At 64.9% G+C, this 17,193-nt stretch carries 14 protein-coding genes and 2 pseudogenes; 11 read left to right on the forward strand and 5 right to left on the reverse strand.

Going from position 1 to position 17,193, the window contains the following annotated elements:
• Nucleotides 1–56: 56 nt before the first annotated feature.
• The 8 genes and pseudogenes from AB0O34_RS32575 to AB0O34_RS32610 form a co-directional block, all read left to right on the forward strand.
• A pseudogene (locus AB0O34_RS32575) lies at nt 57–179 on the forward strand (IS3 family transposase); the annotation flags it as partial.
• A 573-nt stretch (nt 180–752) separates the two neighbouring features.
• Entirely contained in the window at nt 753–1,034 is a 282-nt protein-coding gene (locus tag AB0O34_RS32580; RefSeq protein WP_363922070.1) for a hypothetical protein, read from the forward strand.
• A 562-nt stretch (nt 1,035–1,596) separates the two neighbouring features.
• Nucleotides 1,597–1,779, forward strand: a pseudogene (locus AB0O34_RS32585) (helix-turn-helix transcriptional regulator); the annotation flags it as partial.
• 120 nt (nt 1,780–1,899) lie between these two features.
• Nucleotides 1,900–2,862: a hypothetical protein gene (locus AB0O34_RS32590; RefSeq protein ID WP_363922094.1), complete on the forward strand. Its 963-nt coding sequence runs from the start codon at nt 1,900–1,902 to the stop codon at nt 2,860–2,862.
• A gap of 51 nt (nt 2,863–2,913) precedes the next feature.
• The gene (locus AB0O34_RS32595; RefSeq protein WP_363922072.1) at nt 2,914–4,149 is read left to right on the forward strand and encodes a hypothetical protein; all 1,236 of its coding nucleotides are present in this window, start codon (nt 2,914–2,916) and stop codon (nt 4,147–4,149) included.
• Nucleotides 4,140–7,436 (forward strand): hypothetical protein, encoded by a 3,297-nt coding sequence (locus AB0O34_RS32600; protein WP_363922073.1) that lies wholly within the window; start codon nt 4,140–4,142, stop codon nt 7,434–7,436. The genes AB0O34_RS32595 and AB0O34_RS32600 overlap by 10 nt, the downstream gene beginning before the upstream one ends.
• Nucleotides 7,437–7,495: 59 nt before the next feature.
• A complete protein-coding gene (locus AB0O34_RS32605) occupies nt 7,496–10,294 on the forward strand; it encodes an RNaseH domain-containing protein (protein ID WP_363922074.1) in 2,799 nt (932 codons plus the stop codon).
• Nucleotides 10,295–11,301: 1,007 nt separating this feature from the next.
• Complete coding sequence (locus AB0O34_RS32610; RefSeq protein ID WP_363922076.1) at nt 11,302–11,526, forward strand: hypothetical protein; 225 nt, start codon at nt 11,302–11,304, stop codon at nt 11,524–11,526.
• A gap of 66 nt (nt 11,527–11,592) precedes the next feature.
• Here AB0O34_RS32610 and AB0O34_RS32615 read toward each other — a convergent pair whose 3' ends face one another.
• The 4 genes from AB0O34_RS32615 to AB0O34_RS32630 form a co-directional block, all read right to left on the reverse strand.
• Nucleotides 11,593–11,976, reverse strand: a complete 384-nt coding sequence (locus AB0O34_RS32615; protein WP_363922078.1) for a tyrosine-type recombinase/integrase — start codon at nt 11,974–11,976, stop codon at nt 11,593–11,595.
• Between the two features lie 808 nt (nt 11,977–12,784).
• Nucleotides 12,785–12,976, reverse strand: coding sequence for a hypothetical protein (locus AB0O34_RS32620; RefSeq protein WP_363922080.1), 192 nt, complete (start codon nt 12,974–12,976; stop codon nt 12,785–12,787).
• A gap of 30 nt (nt 12,977–13,006) precedes the next feature.
• A complete protein-coding gene (locus tag AB0O34_RS32625; protein WP_363922082.1) occupies nt 13,007–13,261 on the reverse strand; it encodes a hypothetical protein in 255 nt (84 codons plus the stop codon).
• Between the two features lie 688 nt (nt 13,262–13,949).
• Nucleotides 13,950–14,651, reverse strand: coding sequence for a LysR family substrate-binding domain-containing protein (locus tag AB0O34_RS32630; RefSeq protein ID WP_363922084.1), 702 nt, complete (start codon nt 14,649–14,651; stop codon nt 13,950–13,952).
• A 78-nt stretch (nt 14,652–14,729) separates the two neighbouring features.
• Here AB0O34_RS32630 and AB0O34_RS32635 point away from each other — a divergent pair, with 78 nt between their 5' ends.
• Nucleotides 14,730–15,101, forward strand: a complete 372-nt coding sequence (locus tag AB0O34_RS32635; protein ID WP_363922086.1) for a DUF5997 family protein — start codon at nt 14,730–14,732, stop codon at nt 15,099–15,101.
• A gap of 128 nt (nt 15,102–15,229) precedes the next feature.
• Here AB0O34_RS32635 and AB0O34_RS32640 read toward each other — a convergent pair whose 3' ends face one another.
• The gene (locus AB0O34_RS32640) at nt 15,230–15,511 is read right to left on the reverse strand and encodes a DoxX family protein (RefSeq protein ID WP_363922088.1); all 282 of its coding nucleotides are present in this window, start codon (nt 15,509–15,511) and stop codon (nt 15,230–15,232) included.
• Between the two features lie 10 nt (nt 15,512–15,521).
• On the opposite strand from AB0O34_RS32640, the gene AB0O34_RS32645 reads away from it, so the two are divergent.
• Together AB0O34_RS32645 and AB0O34_RS32650 are read left to right on the forward strand one after the other, a co-directional pair.
• Nucleotides 15,522–15,800: a hypothetical protein gene (locus tag AB0O34_RS32645; RefSeq protein ID WP_363922090.1), complete on the forward strand. Its 279-nt coding sequence runs from the start codon at nt 15,522–15,524 to the stop codon at nt 15,798–15,800.
• Between the two features lie 121 nt (nt 15,801–15,921).
• Nucleotides 15,922–17,061, forward strand: a complete 1,140-nt coding sequence (locus AB0O34_RS32650; protein WP_363922092.1) for an NAD(P)/FAD-dependent oxidoreductase — start codon at nt 15,922–15,924, stop codon at nt 17,059–17,061.
• Nucleotides 17,062–17,193 lie beyond the last annotated feature (132 nt).

Here is a 17,193-nt window from a genome sequence, read left to right on the forward strand (position 1 = left end):
GACCTGCGGAAACACCGAGTTTGAGCGCCCGGCACAGTCCCTGACCCCCAGAGAACCACCACCATTCCGGTATCGGAATGCACACCCCGGCATCGGTGCATGACGGCTCGGTGGCTGAGATCCACGCCAGGCGGTCCGCCACGCTGAACGCGGCGTTCCTGGCCCACCCCGAGCGGTTCCACGGTCGGCGGCCCCCTGTCCACCGCCGCTGCCCTCACGAGTGTGGATCAACAAGCCACTCACGACCCAAAACGACGGCGCTTCACCACAAACCACACAAGTAGCCTGACGTCTCAACAGGTTTGACAGATTCCGCCGACATCGATGTGGTGGCCCTTGATCCTGCCGTTGACGCCTTCGGTGTTGACTCGGATGATCTTGCAGGCGTCCTGCCAGGTGGGGTGAGGTAGCGCCGGTCTTGACGGAGTTTGTCCCTTGATGCCGAGGTCGTCGGGGCGCAGCGTGATGGTCGACTTCTGGCAGATGCGTGGCAGTTCGGCCAGGGGAAGGGGCCGTTTCCTCTCGTTTCGTTGTCGGGCAGCAGGATCGTGGGTTTGGCGGCCATGTGGGCGGCGCGGGCGTTGGCCAGATCCATCGCTGCGGGAGAGGCAGGCGGGGTGGGGCGGGTGCGGTTGAGGCGCGGGCAGGTCACCGAGGGGGAAGGGCCCGCGGCCAGGCATTGCAGTCGTACCCGTCCTTGGGTGTCGGCGCTTTGTTTGAGCTTGAGCCAGTAGGGCTTCGCTACCCGCACGATGCTCTCCGCCCCGGCTGTCCTCACCGGTCTCGGCATCGCTGTCCATCAGGCGACCGGCCTGACCCAGAACGCCGACAGCATCATGCCCGCCGGGCTGACCAAGCTCTTGGACGGCATCCGCTGGGAGAAGGAGCCCGCGTTCTGGTCCGGCATGGCCGGGAACACCAACGTCCATGGCAAGCTCACCATCGGCGGGGGCGCAAAGGACTCCGGCGGCCGGGTCGCCGACGCCGTTCTATACCCGAACAGCACGACCGGTCGCCAGATCCGCGGCCGGTAGCAGCACTCGATAAGTGGTTCCCGCCGCCCGCAATGCGGCGGGGACCATCTCGTATTCTGCAGCCCTGGCTCCGCTCTCTCTCCCCCGGCGAGCGGGGCCAGGGCGCGTCCAGTTCAGCCCGAGCTGCTACCCACCTGCTGCATGGTCACCCGACTCCCGGCGGATCTCGATCAGCGGCGCCTGGTGGTGACGACCACCTACCAGAGCCAGTGCAAGATCTGGGGAAGCGGCCAGCCGGCGGGCCTGGTAGTAGTCGCCGAAAATCCAACGGATATCGCCGACCATCGTCGACGTGAGGCATCCGGGCGAGGTCAGTGGCACCTTCGGTCCGGCCCACCGCACGCACTGACCGGCACACCAGTTTGAGGGCTGAACCCACGGGGTCGGAGCGCGGCGCGTGTGGATGCTGATCGATGACGCGCTGCGGGCGTCCGGAGCGCTGCTGTAAGCCGACAGGAATCCGCGGATGCTCAGCGGCTTGTTTCAGGCAGCATTCGCAGGGGAATCGAACAAATGATCGACGGAGAGTGGTTTTCGGCAGAGTGAAGTTTATAATGGCTACATGTCTCGTCAGTCTGAGCCCTTCGCGCCTGGCGTGTTGTCCCTGCTTAGGGCGAACGCCAGGCTGACGGTGTCGGGTTTGGCGGCTGCGGTGGGGGTGTCGGCGCGGCAGATCATCTACTACGAGCAGGGCAGGCACTCACCCTCACCGGCGCGGTTGAAGAGGCTGGCTGAGGTACTTGGGACTTCGGCGCAGGCGTTGACGGGTGTTCCCCGCGAGGAGGAGACCCTTACGGACTTGCGTCGATTTGCTGGGCTGAATCGTGGGGGCGCCGCCAGGGCGTTGGCGGAACGGGTGCCAGAGGTGACGGTCTGGAAGCTGCAGGCGGTCGAGTCCGGCATCGTTGTCCAGGCGTGGGCTGACCGGGCGTCCCTCGAACAGGTCGTTGCAGGTTTCGCTGAGATATACGGCACGTCGACGTCTGCTGTTCGGCAGGCGTGGTTGCGGGCTTATCCGCAGCAGGCGCACCTGTTCCGCGCGGTACCGGTCAAGCGGGGGGAAGACGAGACGGCGGTAGCTTCATCGGACAAGGGGATGCGTGACTGGCGGGCGTTGAACGAGCGGCAGCAGGCCTATCTGGTGGCCTGCTTCCATCAGGATCAGGAAGCCGAAGCTCACGCGCGCGCTGAGCATGCAGCTGGGCGTGATCCCGGACCGGCCAGCGTCTGGCGTAAGCTGCCGTTCACCATCAAAGCCGACCCTGCTTTCACCGGCTACACCGACATCCAGCTGCGGCTCAAGGAACAGGGGCTGCTCGATCCAGGTGCGGGCTCGAGTCTGGCTGTGCTGGAACGCCACGGACTGATCACGCTGACCGAGGATCAGGTGGAAGTGTTCCCTCTGGGGCCGGTCAATCGCGTGCTGGTGGAATTGACCCGGGTAGGTAGGGCATGTGTGCGGGCAGGACTGGGAGCCCAAGCGCCGGTTCGGACCCCGGCGCATCTGTTGTCCGCGTGGTTGTGGGAGAACCTGGTGAAGGTCGCCTCAGCCGAGCCCGATGGGTTGCCGGAAGCCGGGTTGTGGGGGAAGGCCAGGTTCTATCTGGGGACAGGGTTCCGGCCGAACGGGGCGGCCAGTCGCGGCTACATCTACGCCGAGCCGATTCGCGTCGAGGTCGCCCAGGGCACGTTCGTCAAGGAATACCGCTGGCATCTCACTAAAGTTGGCCGACAGCACATCGTTGATTATCTCGATGACTATCGGGACCTGTATCCGCAGTTCGAGATGGACGAAGGGACACGTGCCGCGGCTGCTGGCGATCTCTGAGCGTTCGCGTGCAATCTCAAACTGTCACACTCGCTGGTTAGCATGCCCGGTGTGAACGACCCGAGCTCACTCTTGGATGCTCCCGAGGTCCGGCACACGGTGATGGCGGCCGCTGCCTTGGCAGCGCAGGCCCTCACTGACGCCGAGGCGCCCCCGGAGCATCGACTGCGCACCTTGATGGAATCCCACGGCCGGATCATGGCGGCCCGCGGCCCCTCTCACCCACTGACCTTCGCTGAATTCCGTGAACTGCTCACCGGAGACCTCAATCTTCTGCTGCCGGGGGAAGTGCCAGCAGAGGAGATGCAGGGCGTTCGTCTGATCACTGGAGACGGGCAGTTCGACGACGACCTATACGACCTGGAGGCCGAGCAGCGGCTGGTGCTGCGGACCTTGTCTCGGCTGACTCGCGGTGGCCGCTCAGCAAACGGAGATGATCTCGAAGCGGAGATGGACCAGGAACGGGCCTACGCTGGCCTGAAGAAGGCCATGGACCAGACCGTATATGTGGAGGGCCGCAAGGCACTCATTGACCATCCAGCCGGGCCGGTCAGCAAGCTCCGTAAGCTGCCGCTGCCCAGTAGCGTTCGGCAGTTCTACACCGACATCCCGCACGCTGCGGTCTTCGACCGTTGGTGGTTCGCCTGTCCGGTGTGCGAATGGCCCATGCGGGTGACGCTTCAGCAGACCCGCGGCGGTCGGTCCGGAAGCGTCCAGTGCTTCCACCGACCGCACCGCGACTTCGGAGCCAAGTACCACTTCAAAATCCCGGCCGACGGCGGGGCGCCGAAGCTGGTCCCCGCCGCATCGGCGCCCGTCGCACGGTCGGGCAACGACAAGGTGCTGTTCCCCACAGTGCATGGCGTGACGCCGCAGGCGACACTGGTCAAGGACCACGCCGCGCTCACTCGTGGCGTGTGGCGCTGGACCACCGTGCCAGGTCTGGTCGAGGTCGCACTCTACGAAGCCCTCAAGGCGCGCGGCCTGGCGCCAGTCCTGTGGCCCGATCTCGACTCCTACGACCTTCAAATCGAGGTTGCCGGCACGGGAGGGAAGACGCAGTTCCGGATCGATCTCAAGGATTACAGCCACCCGCTGCTGCTGGCCCAGAAGATCCAGGCGGATAAGGGCGACGCCGGAGGAGCCGACTGGCTTGCTGTTCCCGACTACCGGGCCTCCAGCCTCCCCTTGCTGAGCCGCGTATGCAGCGAGTTCGGTTTGAGTGTCTCGACCGCGGGTGACCTCGGCGCGAAGATCTGTGAGGAGGCAGGTGTCCAGTGGGCCTGACGAAGCTATCGAAGAACGATGCTGCCATCTGCTGTGCGCTGGCGCTGGCCGCCCACTACTTCCCCGGTTATGACGAGGGGGGGAACCCGTGCGGCTCCTTCCGGTACGCCGCCTACCTGCTGAGCGGCCAGCTCGATAAGTGGTCGAGGTGGCGAGGCCTGCCGCATGAGGAGAAGCAGCGTCTCGCTGCCGTAATGGTGGCCGCGCCCGAAGACCTGTCCAAGACGACCGTGTTCGGCATTCGGGCCCGCAAGCTCCTCACCCCCACCGAGCAGGGCCCAGCCCCATGGCCGTTCCGCCTATCCGGTGAGAGCGGCCGCGAGCAGGCAGCTATCCCGTCCGTCGGGGGCGATCTGCTGGCCTACGTGGACCGTATGCTGGATCGGCTCGGCAAAGATCATCGGCGACGGCGGCCACCCAAGCCTGCCGATGCGGGGGATTGGCTCACCCGCGATCGTTACGTGGCTGGCCATGGGCTCATACAGGGAAAAGTCACGATTCCCGGCTTCACCTCAGGCGCCGGCGAGGTGACGCCGCTGGAGGTGGTCACCGCTCCTTATCGGGCCGAGATCACAATCGACGTGCCCGACTTGCTGGAGGTGGCACGGGAGATCGACCTGCGGTACCCGCCGGAAGGCCGGTATCTGGAGCAGGTCCTCACCGATCTGACGAGTCAGTTGAACACCATCGACTCGGTGAAGGCTAGCGATATGATCCGGCTTCTGGCCGGGCCGATGGAGATCCTCAACGCACCCACCGGCACAGGAAAGAGTGTGCTGGTCCGGGTCGCCGCGTCCTGGTTCGCGCTCAACGGCATGACCATCACGATCGTCCTGCCGACCGTGGACGCCACCTTGGCTACTACCTGGGACATTCACGAGGACCTCCAGCACCTGTCCGCCCGTAGAACGATGCCCGCACCGGTCTCGTGCACGCCGTTGATGTCGGCGTGGGGGTTGCATGACCGGGCGATTAAGGCTGCGGGCCGTGTTGAGGGAGCGTTCCTCCACCAGTCGACCAAGACGCTCTGGAGAATCGACCAGCTGGCCTACGGATGTGCGCTGAAGGCCCACACCCAGATCAGCCACCCCCTCCCCGATGGAGAAGAGCCCTGTACGGCTTTGCGAGCCCTCCCTCCTGGCCGGGGCACGCACTCATGCCCGTTCATGTCGACCACCTGCGGGAAGTTCGAGCAGCACCGACAGGCGGTGACCGCGTCGGTGCTGGTGACCAATCACCACAACCTAATGATGGGACGGTTCCCGCTCGGTGTCCTGGCCGACGGCCGTCTGGTCGGCGATATGACGATCGCCGAGCTGGTGCTGCGCCGCTCTGACATCGTCATGATCGACGAGGTGGACCAGTTCCAATCAGTCGCGATCGGACAATGTGCACGAGAGATCGTCTTGGATTCCCGGCACCGCCGCACCGTTCCACTCCGGCAGTTGGACGACGACAAGACCGACCTGCCGGTGGAAGCGGTCAAAGACCTCTGCCCGACAATCAGCCATGCCCGGTATCTTTCAGAATTCCTGCTGGCGTCGATCTGCACCGGGGACATCCACCTGAGGCAGTACGAAGGAAGCGGCCCCGCCAAGGACCGGCCCGGTCTCAACACGACCGGTTGGCACCTGGCAGGAGGCCGAGACCGTCGCCTCATCACTCTGCTGTTCCCAAGCGCTGGCATCACCGATCGGCAGGACATCCCGAAGGACCTGTTCGATACCCTCAACGCCCTGCACCCCGTCCCGCCCGCCGCGCCGAGCGACACCCGTCCCGACTCTGCACCGGTCCAACTGCCCGACCCCTTGGCGAAGGTGCGGGACCTGCTGGAGAGAGTCCTCGCTCCCCGCGGCGACGACCTGCTCGCTCAGGTCAAACTGGAGCTAAACGAGGCGCTGGAGCAGACCGTCACCAATGCTCACGACCGTAGCGAAGCCATCGAACTGCTACTCGTGCGGACCTGGCTGACCGAGCTCGACGACGCACTCGGCCTGCTCCGCAGTAAGACCGCCCAACTACGATCCGTCGGCCTGCAGTCCGCTCGTGATCTGGCCGAACGCCTGGAGTCGAAGATCGGCGGCAACATCTTCCCCTACGGGATGCTCGGTGGCGCGATCGTCGGCTATCGGGTCACCGGACTGGACGACCCGGACAAGAACGCCGAACTCACTGCACAATTCATCACCGGCGACCCACACACCTACACCGCCCAGCTAGGCAGCATCCTGTCCCTCGCCCTGGCCGGAGTCGAACGCCCCGTCATGGGGCTGTCGGCCACCGCCTACTTCCCCCAAGCGGTCCGTGAACATGTCCATGCCGACGTCAAGTGGTGGATGACCGACGCCGCACCCGCCAGCATCCGCGCCGAACGCCATATGATCACCGATGCGGTCACCGACAAGGCCATCCAGATCTCCGGTATCCCCCAGGCGATGAAACGCCGTGCGCTGATCACGCTCGGGGAACGGCTCTACGACACCGAGATCCACAATGAACTCGCCCGAATCGAGCGCACCGACCCCGCCCGCGCACACGCCGCCGTCGTTGTGAACTCCTACGAGCACTGCCGCCACATCGCTATCGGCATCCATAACGCTGGCCGGTTCACCGGCGGCCTGTGCATCGCCGTCCCCGCCGAAGCGTCCCGCCGCGAGCAACTACGGCGACTAGCGCCACTACCGCCAGACGTCGTCGAGCTGACCCCGGACGAATTCGAAACCTTCCCGACGCGCGGCCGGATCCTCATCGTGCCGATGGCACGGATCGCCCGCGGCCTCAACATCGTCATCGGCACCAAATCCGCCATCACACCCGTCTACCTATGCACCCGGCCGCTTGCTCTGCTCACCGACCCACCCGAGATGTACGCGAGCGTTAACGCCGCCGGCCTGCACGCCCTACCTGCTCTGCCCTCCGACGACCCCGTCGCCGCTCTCGCGGAAGCCCGTCAGGCAGCCTGGCAGCGCCTGGGAGTGATCATGCGCTCCGCTCCCGGTTTCGTCGCCGCCCGCCCCGAACTCCAGGAGGAAATCGTCGCGGGAATGATCGTCGACATGATCCAGCTCGCTGGCCGTGCCCGACGCGGCGGCACCGACATGACCTTGCACCTGGTCGACTACGCCTTCCACGAGGACTCCTGGCAGTCCGACCTGGCGAACATCCTGCGCCGCATGTACGACGGATGGCATCCTGACACTCGCCGCCGAATGAACGCGATCTACCGAGAAGCCTTGGCCGCGTTCCTCGCTTACGCCGGCATTGACACCAGCGCCGACGACGCCTGACCAACCGGCCTCCCCGAGGGAGACGCCCTTCACTTCCCCCTAAGGAGGGAACCCTTCCCATGGCTGGAAAACTCCGTCGGCAGCTGGACCTGCTGGCCTACCGGGCCACCCCCGCCCTGCTTGCAGACGCCACAGTCAACCTTCGACTGTTTGAGCCCGGTGTCGTGTCGATGTGGCGGCTACTCGATCGGCAGTACCGGGAGTTGGTGAACAACAGCGACGCTCAGACGCCCTACTCGATCGCGACCAACGCGCTGCGCTGCCTCACCGGCGGTTACGTTCACCTCGACACCGACCGCGGTTTCCTTGTCAGCCGCGAACCGATCGACGACGACACCCTCTGCGACACTTTCACCCTGCTCACCGGGCTGGTCAACGGGCAGACTGTCGAGGAGGTCAACCTACTCAAGCCCAGCACTCTCGCCGAACGCATCGCCGGTACCGTCCAGGAGGAGCGGCTTCTGGCTGACCACCTTGCCACCACGAGCGGGCAGCCTAACGCCGACGCATGGGTGTATCAAAGCATCGGCTGGGACCTAGCCCGCCGATTCTGCAAGGACCCGTGGGAAGTAGACGGGCAGACGGTCCACCTGCGCCCTGACAGCAGCGGCGGGTTCATCGCCTGGAACCTTCCCTGGTCGAATAAGGCAGGCACCGCACACGCCCTGGCCCGCGGCCGCATGCTGATGAAGACCATGGCGAACATCAGCGACCCGCTCATCTTTCTATCGGCGTCCGCGACCCGCATCCAGAACAGCACGACCTGGGCCCGCACCGTCCTGGTCGAGCAGGCCAAGAAGGACAAACCGATCATCGCGGTCGAACTGGCAGGGCGGGGTCGGCTGCGCGTCATCCATCGCATGACGCTTCAAACCCTGGCCCGTCTCAACATGGACCACTCGGTCCTACACGGCGTCCAAGAGCGGATCGACCACGAAGAACGTGCGCGTCAAAAGGCCAAGGAAGCTGGGGACGACACGTGGCGCCCTCCGGGCGGGCCGCTGACCGGGATTCGGCCCATCCAAAGCAAACACTACAAATTCCCCATCGGGACGGGCGTCGGCCTGTTCTTCGAACGCGAACTCGACCGTAGGTTCCGGGAGGTATTCGGCGACACGGCGATCAGCCCAAACGTCGTCGTCGACACCGTCGGAATGAAGCAGCGCAAACAAACCGACATCCTGCCCACCCCCGAAGAAGTCATGAGATCGCTTCGCACCATGGGCTACCAGCGGTTGCGTCTGGTGTGCCTGTGGTACAAGGACGAGAATCGCCTTCGGATGATCCGCGCCCTCTGGTCCGCCTACAGACTCGACACCGAAGTCGACCCGGTCGACGGCGAGTCGGTGGCGTTGCTCGACGACCGCGTCACCGCTGTCTTCCACGAGGCACCCCGGTTCCTCAAGCACGGGCCCGACTCCGGGATGAAGGAGGACCTCGACGGCCTAGCTGGACTCCAGCCGGAGCAGGGAACCCTGATCGGGGTGTGGGCCGAGACCGAGTGGGACGGCGACGAGGACGAACAGCAGGAAGCAACCGAAGGGGAAGACCAAGAGCTGACGGGGACAGAGGGCGGTAGCGAAGAACCCGCGGGCCGGCCGGGCGAAGACGAAGATGCCAAGCACCGCAGCCGTCGCACCCTATCCCGCCGCAACATCACCTCGCAGTACATCAAAGACGGCAAGAAGAAGACCGCCACGACGAAGACCACGACCCCGAAGCAGCCTGTTGATCTGGCGCAGACCAAACCCAAGAAAAAGGCCCAGGACCACCCGGCGATCTACGCCCAGCTCGACCTCTATCGGAGCCTGGGCATCGTCGACCGGCGCATCGACGACGTCATGGTCGGCGGTGTTGTCGATCTCATCGGTCCATACAAGGCGACCGAGGTCGCGCACTGCGGCATCCACGTCCGCCGCCAGAGCAAGCGCCGCGGTGAGCGGTCGGCGAAGATCTGCGTAACCGCCACCGTCCTGAGGCCTCCGGCTGACCCAAGCCAGGCCTGGACACTGCATGGGTGGAGCTACACCGATCGCAACTGGCAGCCCTATACCGACGCCCAGAACGCCTTCCACGCCCAGGACTACCCCGAGGGCAAAATGACCGAGCTCGTCGATGACAACAAGGGCCACAAGTCCGTCGCCAAGACCATCGACCAAGCCCTTAACGACCTCGCCCGCTACCTCGACGGAACCCCGTACACCGTAACGGTCGACGGCAACGCCACTCGACGCCTTTGGGGCGGCCTCCACAACAACAAACAGGGCGAGACGGGCAAGCCCGGCACCACCTGGCTGCCTGGATACAGCCTCCGGGAGGACTATCGGCCCATCGCTGTGATCCGGATCAACAAGGACACCTACGAGACACCCCGCCCGTTCGGCGCCACGTGGATCAACGAGGACGACGAACACGACACTAAAACGACGTCGAAGAGCCTGTTCCGCGTTGACCCTGACTTCGGTCACCCAACCTGGCTGCTCGTCACTGTCCCACCCCAGCATGACGGTGCCAACAGCGGCCGACTCGGCGAGGACAAGACCCGCTGGACCGCTGACCACGGCTCCAACATCGAAGGACAACTCCGCAAGAATGAGATGGCCGCCAACTGGTACGCGATGACCGCCACCGAGATCTACGTCATCCCGCTCCGCGACGACATCCAGCCTCGCCCCCTCGCAGTCCTCACCGCACGCTTGTGCAACCAGCCACTCACCTGGGCCAACCGCACCCGCTATAGCGCCCCACTACACGCGGCCCAAAAGATGGACCAAGATCACCCCCAATATCGCCGCACTCAGGTCGCCGAATCCGACGACGGCACTGCGCAGTTGGGACTGACTGACGGCCTCGACTGATCAGGATATGGCTACTCGGGCGGTGCGTTCTGTGCGTCGAGTTCGGTCAGTTGATCGCGGAGTAGAGCGGCCTCGGCTTCGGCTCTTTGGAGACGACGTTGCAGGCTGGCTCGAGAAGGCGGTGCCGGAAGTTTGGGCTTTCGTTCTCGTGGAAGAAGCCAGCCGATGCGTTGATATGCGACGATGTATCGCGCACGAGGGCAGGTGTAGCACAGTTCCTCGGGTTGCGGCCTCGGCCAGCCTTGAGTGAGCATTCGCTTGTAGTGTTCACGTTCGCGCTCGTCCTGCCTATCAGGGTCTGACGCCCAGAACTCCTCAAAGTCAGCGGTCATCTCTTGAAGTCTCTCGGGACTGACTCGATGAGGGCCGTCCTCGGGCTTCCAATCCAGGTCCGTGACGACGTCGGTTGCGTGCCCACATGACAGGGTCACTTTCCAGAAAGCCTTGGTGCAGCGCTCATCGCGGCGGATCAGGGCCCACGACTCCGAGTCCTCACCCTCTGGTGGGTCGACGGGATCCGCAGGAAAGGAGACTTCTCTGCGGGTTCCCCAGTCGGTGATATCTCGATAGGGCTGGGGTGGAGTGTCGTCGTGGGAACAGAGAATCTGGCCTACGGGTAGTGATTGTTCGTTGACATGATCATGCCATCTCGCCTGGTCAGGCAGGTTGTTGTCGCCGTGGGTCAGGACCTCGGTAACGCAGTCGCAATCGAGTTGGATGCGCCACCGGTAAAACTTGTCTGGGTCAGGTGCCCAGAACGCCCAGAGGATGGATGGGATGCGTTCGCGACGCCTGGTGTTCAGGTCGAGGTACTCCCGCAGAATATCCGTGCGTGGTCGTGCTCTTCCAGGCAATCGCCGAGGGACTCCTGCTTGCGGAGGTGTGATTGCCGGCAGCGAAGATCCCGTCTCGGTAGTCGGCGAGGTATCCATGGTTGGGCTCCCTCCTACTTCCACCAACGATGGTAAGGACCGACACCGCATGACAGGCGTAGAAGCGGCAAGTCCATGTCCAGGACCGGGGTGATCCTGGCCCAGGGCCGAGTCTTGCGGGGCATCGAGAGCGCCGAGCGGCTCGCAGGGCTGGCCTCGCGGCCCGCTGTGCCCAGCGGGCACAGCATCGTGCCCGGGAACGCGGCTGACGCCCGCTACTACGGCCGGGAAACGATCTTCGTCGCCTCGGGAAGCGATCTTCGAGATACCTTCAGCGCCCCAGGCCAGACCTACTCGTGAACACCCCACCCAGGTCAAAGGCCGTTTCCGCTGATCGGAAACGGCCTTTTTGATCTTCTGGGTGGACTAAGCCTCCGGCCGTCCCTTGAAGATCCGGTCCATGGCCTCCGCCCCCGCGACCAGCACCGGGCGGAGCTGCTTCCGGTAGACCGTCTCCGTCACGATGGTGTTGCTGTGGCCGACCAGGCGGGAGATGTCCTCCAGAGGGACGTCGCTGTCCGAGAGCAGCGACACGAAGCTGTGCCGCATCTCACGCGGAGTCCACTCCTTCTCGTTCAGACCCGCCCGCTTGAGCACTGCCCGAAACGACCGCCGGACGTTGTGCGCGTCCAGCTCCGTCCCGACCGCCGAGGCGAACACGAGGTCATTCTCCGTCCACCTGTCGCCCGCCTTCTCCCGCGCGTCGGCCTGGCGCTCGCGATGCCGCCGCAGGTGCCGCCACCTGCTCACGCAACGACTCAAGTTGCCCGCGGACGGACTCCTCGTCCGCAGTCAGCCGCTTGAGCAGCGATGCTTCGCCCAACGTCATGCCCGCGAACGCCGAAGACGCCGAGGCGAGCTTGAGCACGGCACTGCCCGTCGTAACCGACGCCGTCCAACTCAACCGCCATGTGGTCAAGGAACTCGCAGAGACCGCCGGCGAACTTCGTAGACGAGGCGCACCGCACGCCGTGACGTTGCGAGATATTCTTTCTGCAGCCCACTAGCTGACGGCACAGCTCTACAAGCCCAAATGACAAAAGCACATCAAGGTTCGTCGGCAGGTGGGTCCGGCAGGTTATGTGAGCTGCAGGGCGCCGCGTTGATTGCTAGCGAACTTGGGGATGGATCGCGCCACCTTCGCGCGCAGTAAACGACCGGACCACCGTTTGATCGCTGATCTCTAGTCGCCACTGGTATCGGCCTGGTTTGAGAGGTAGGGCGGGAACAGTCAAAGAGAAGCCCGCATCCAGCGTGATGCCGTGCGGCAGGCCGGGGGGGCGACCAATCTCGAACTCCCCTACGTGCTGTACTGGTGCACCCGTACCGGTGGGGTCTGAGACCGTCACAGGATGTCCGTCGTCGTCGAGCAGTTGCAGTTTGATGGGGATCTTCTGATTTGCCCTGTCCCAGGGGATTCCCATGAGGACAACAACTGCATGTGGGGCGCTTGGCGAGCCTGTTATGGACCAACCCGCTCCCAGCATATGAACCTTGCCGCTCGGGTCCGATACGGCTGAGTCGCACAGGATGAGTTGGACGTCGATCGGTGATGCCATCAGGACACGTGGCCGACGAGGACCCCACTGGTACTGGTCTCGCTTACCGCGACACCGAAGAGGCTGAGATGCTCGTTGAACCCCCGGTTGGGGCGTCTCGTTAGACGCTTGTCGCCGCGCTCGAACGCTGCAAGGACCTGCTCGATGGGCTCGTCGTCCTCATAGAAGTCGTCGGCGTTCATAGTTGCCATGATGCCTCTCTGTGCCTCATCTGACCAGTCTCACTCGATGGGGTAAGCGCTGCCGAGCCAGTAGATGTCGTCTACCCCGTCCCTGCTTGGGTAGAGCACGATCAAAGTCAAAGCTCCTCGGATGCGGACCTGCACAAGCGCACGCAAGCCACGCTCAGGGTGATCATCCCAGACGTAGACCAGCCCTTCCTGGCATACGACAGCGTCGCGGACCTCTTCTGCGATGAGGTGATGGCGATGCTGGATCTTCTGGGCTGTGGCCTCGCTGATGTGCAGCCATGCCACCCATAGATCCGCTCCCATGCCGCTCCGTTGCCTCACATTTTGTTGTCCGTTGAGGAGGTTGGACGCTTACGTTGGCGTGGAGGTTGCCTCCGCGTCAGCGTGTCGTCACAGTAGCCTCAGCAGTGACTGCCAGGAGGATCAACGACTTGGAAGTTGCCGGACCGACGAGTGGCGGTGGGCATGGCTAGCGGCCGCCGCACGAGGTGCTTCATCTTTCGAGAGCCTCCTCCCTCTACCTTGTGGTTGAGTGACCAACTGAGTGACAACGGCCTCGTACGAGCTCGAATGACTACACACGTCGAGGGACGGTTTTGCTGGCCGGACCTGTGTATGAAGCAGATGAGGCTCCTGCATGGGTTGCTTCGCATCGAAGGGGTCTTCGCCCGCGTGCTTGGCAACGTACGAGACGGCTTCCTCCATGGTCGGGAAGCTCTTGCTCTGCTCGGCACCCTTCTTGGTCAGCCAGACGCCGAGGAACTGATCTGGCCTGACCGCGCGGACGAGACCGCCAGACGCGAGCGCGGAAGGTGTGCCGACTCGGCGCGCCACCAACACCTCGCCGAGTCGACCTGCGGGATAGGCGCCCCGATGCGCGGCGAGGAGCTCCACCACGAAGCGGGAAGCGGCGCTTCCCTCCGGCCGGCGCGGGATCTGGGATACGGCTTGACCGTGAATTCGGGGCTGCAGGTCACCGAGGCCGGTTGCCCTTCCTTTTACTGCTGGCTGGCACGGCCCCGCGCCTGGAGCCCTGGGCGGGTTTCTGCGCCTGCCGCTGTGCCGGTTTCTTTGGAGGGGAGGCGGGGGTACGGCCCCGCGAGCTGTTCACTGTCCGCCCGCGGACGATGCCGATGAAATCTTCCACCAGGTCAGTGGTCGCGTCCGTGGGCCAGGTCAGCGCGACCTGAGACTGCGGCGCGTCCGGCACCGGCCGGTAAGTGAGATCCCTGCGGTGGTGGAGGCGTGCCAGGGACTGCGGAACCAGGAGAATCCCAGTGCCGGCCGCTACCAGTTCGACCGCGTCCGCCGTTGTGGCCGGTCGAGTGAACGCGGTCAGTCCGGGCCGGACCGTCCACTCGATGGTGTCGTCCAGAGGATGGAACACCTCTTGGTCGATAAGGTCGGCGATGGCCACCTCGTCGGCGGCGGCGACCGCGTGATCCTTGGGCACCACGACCACCGTGTTCTCCACGTAAAGAGGAATCACGCTGAGCCCGTCCCTGTCGACCGGAAGTCTGACGAATCCGGCGTCGGCGCCGCCATTCCGCAGGAGTTCCACCACCTCGGCGGCGGGAACCGCGACCAGGGTGATCGGCACGCCGGACATCCTCTCGGTCCAGACGTTGACCCATTTCGCGGGTGTCACCCCGGGCACGTGCGCCAGCCTGAACACCTTGCCAGTCTCTCCCTCAGTCACTTCCTCAGCGTAGCGATGTCAGGGGAACCGTTCCGACTGGCTACTCTTGGCGCCATGACCTCGCCCAAACCGAAGACCATCCAGACGATGAAGCCCGCGACCGCGGCTACGAAGCTGGGTGTCCTCCTCTCGGCCACTCCCGCCGAGTTCCAGGCGGGTGTCGTCTCCAGGGACGAGCTGAATGAGTTGCAGTCGACGCCACCCGCCTGGCTCGCTGACCTGCGCCGCAACGGCCCGCACCCCAAGCAGGTCATTGCCGCGAAGCTCAGGGTCTCCATTTCCGGCCTGATCAGAAATGGGATCACCGGACCGCTCACCACCGCTGAGATCGATGCGCTGAAAGCGGAGAACCCGGCGTGGCTGGAGCGCGAGCGAACCATCCAGGCCGAGGTCCGCAAAGAAGCACTCCGCCTCAAGCAACGCTAGACGGCTGAGATCCTGCACGTCTCCAACCCCAGACGCCTCTCCAGGCTGCCGCCACCCCTCGCTGAGTGACTTTCCGAGTGACAACGGCCGGGTCGCGTGCGGACGACCGAGCATCCGGGGCGGGACGTTCACCGAGGTGAAATCCTGGATCGCATCAGCAGGATCCAGCAGACCGCAGTCACCGGCACCAGAACCGGCGCGATGTCGAGCGCGGCGGGCAGTATCAAGCCCACCGCAGCCAGGAGCTCAAGGACACCCAGGGTCCTGACGAAGCCGACACTGGCGTCTGCGGTCCATCCCCCACCACGGAGCGCAGCCAGCTTCTCCTTGGGCACGAACGTCTTGCTGATGCCGCCGCTCAGCGCTACCACGGCCAGCAGCCCGGCAGCGATCCACAACGCGAGGTTCATCGTCTACTCCTTGATCGAGATTGCCTGCACCTCCCTAGACGAGACAGCAACCCCCGCCAGTGACATCTCCGAACACCCGCGCGCGTACTGCCTGCTCGGGCACGTCCTCATCCCGACCATCAATGACCTTCATCGGGGTCCCCGGCGGGGCGCGTGGTCGGACTTCGAGGCGCACAAGTCAACGCTCGACGCGCTCAGCACTGTCACCTACCGCTCGATCGCCGCCGGACACGGTGGGGAGCAGTGTTCCGTGCTGATCGAAGAGTTCAGCGAACTCCGCAACGATTGACCGATCCCGACACCAAGATCTCAGCGGTCTCCGTCTCGAGTGTGGCGACGGTGTGGAGGTATGGGGCAGGTAGCGTGCAGACCATCGTACGGATGAGGCATCGCCCCTACCGTCGCAAGGTATGCGGACAGTGGATGTACTGGTCGTGGGTGCGGGCCTGGCCGGCCTGCGTACAGCCCGCCTGCTCGCGCGACGGGGACTGAACGTGATGGTGGTCGACCGTCGCAGGTCGCTGTCGACGGGCATCCGCACGACAGGGATCTTCGTGCGCCGCACCCTCGATGACTTCGACGTGCCGGATCACCTGCTCGGGCCAGGTGTCCGGGATGTGCTGCTGTATCCGCCGTCGCGGCGGGCACCGATCCGGCTCACCAGTGACCGGGACGAGTACCGCGTGGCCGACATGGCGGCCGTCTACGAGCACGCGCACCGCGCGGCGGAGTCAGCCGGGGCACGGGTCCTCTTGGGCGTACGGTATGTCGACGCGTCGATGGGTTTTGTGCGGTTCGCGGGTGCGGAACCGGTGACGGCCCGGTTCATCGTCGGCGCGGACGGCGCCCGTTCCCGAGTGGCCCGTGATCTCGGCCTTGATGTCAATCGGCGCTTCCTCGTCGGTGCAGAGATCGTCCACCCGATCGCGTCGGGCACGACCACCCCGGCGTTCCACTGCGTGCTGGACCCCCGGATCGCTCCGGGGTACCTGGGATGGGTCATCGACGACGGCCGGCATGCGCATGTTGGCGTCGCGGGATATCCGAACGCGATGCGCACCGGCATCCGCCACCTGCTGGACGCCTTCACCGCGGATGCGCCTGGCAGTACACCGCCGACCGGGCCGGTCGAGCGCCGAGGTGGTCCGATACCGGTCGGCGGTGTGCTGCGACGGTTGGCGTGCCCCGCCGGACTGCTCGTCGGAGACGCGGCGGGCGCGGTGTCGCCGCTGACGGCCGGTGGGTTGGACCCTTGCTTACGCATGTCCGAACTGGCTGCGGCGGTGACCGCCGGATACCTGCGTACTGGCGACCCGCGCATGCTGAGCCGGTACGACGGGAACGCGTTGCGGACCCGGTTCCGAGGCCGACTGTTGCTGCGCCGCGTGTTCGCCGGCATCCGATCCCCTGCTGCGGCAGAGGCGGCGGTGACTGTGTTACGCGGTCGCGCCGGTCGTGCCTTGGCGGCGCGGACGCTGTTCGGCGACGGCTCGTTTCCCGAAGTCAACCCACGGCTCGCGGATCTGGCGATCGACCATCCTTACCAGTAACGCCGACCAGCTCGCCTGTGACAGAGCGGGCGCGCGCGCACAGAACTCTGTGCGGTGGTCTGGAGTAGTGGCGGCTCCTGCCGGAGCGCACCCGGAAAGCCGTACGGGCCGGTCGGCGACCGCCTGATCCCG

The sequence above is a fragment of the Sphaerisporangium sp. NPDC088356 genome, assembly GCF_040685555.1.
GTDB lineage: Bacteria > Actinomycetota > Actinomycetes > Streptosporangiales > Streptosporangiaceae > Sphaerisporangium.

Excerpts from the sequence above, each read along its gene's own strand:
- AB0O34_RS32580 (WP_363922070.1), top strand. The coding sequence starts at position 753 with ATGCTCTCCGCCCCGGCTGTCCTCACCGGTCTCGGCATCGCTGTCCAT.
- AB0O34_RS32605 (WP_363922074.1), top strand. The coding sequence starts at position 7,496 with ATGGCTGGAAAACTCCGTCGGCAGCTGGACCTGCTGGCCTACCGGGCC.
- AB0O34_RS32610 (WP_363922076.1), top strand. The coding sequence starts at position 11,302 with ATGTCCAGGACCGGGGTGATCCTGGCCCAGGGCCGAGTCTTGCGGGGC.
- AB0O34_RS32620 (WP_363922080.1), bottom strand. The coding sequence starts at position 12,976 with ATGGCAACTATGAACGCCGACGACTTCTATGAGGACGACGAGCCCATC.
- AB0O34_RS32635 (WP_363922086.1), top strand. The coding sequence starts at position 14,730 with ATGACCTCGCCCAAACCGAAGACCATCCAGACGATGAAGCCCGCGACC.
- AB0O34_RS32640 (WP_363922088.1), bottom strand. The coding sequence starts at position 15,511 with ATGAACCTCGCGTTGTGGATCGCTGCCGGGCTGCTGGCCGTGGTAGCG.
- AB0O34_RS32650 (WP_363922092.1), top strand. The coding sequence starts at position 15,922 with ATGCGGACAGTGGATGTACTGGTCGTGGGTGCGGGCCTGGCCGGCCTG.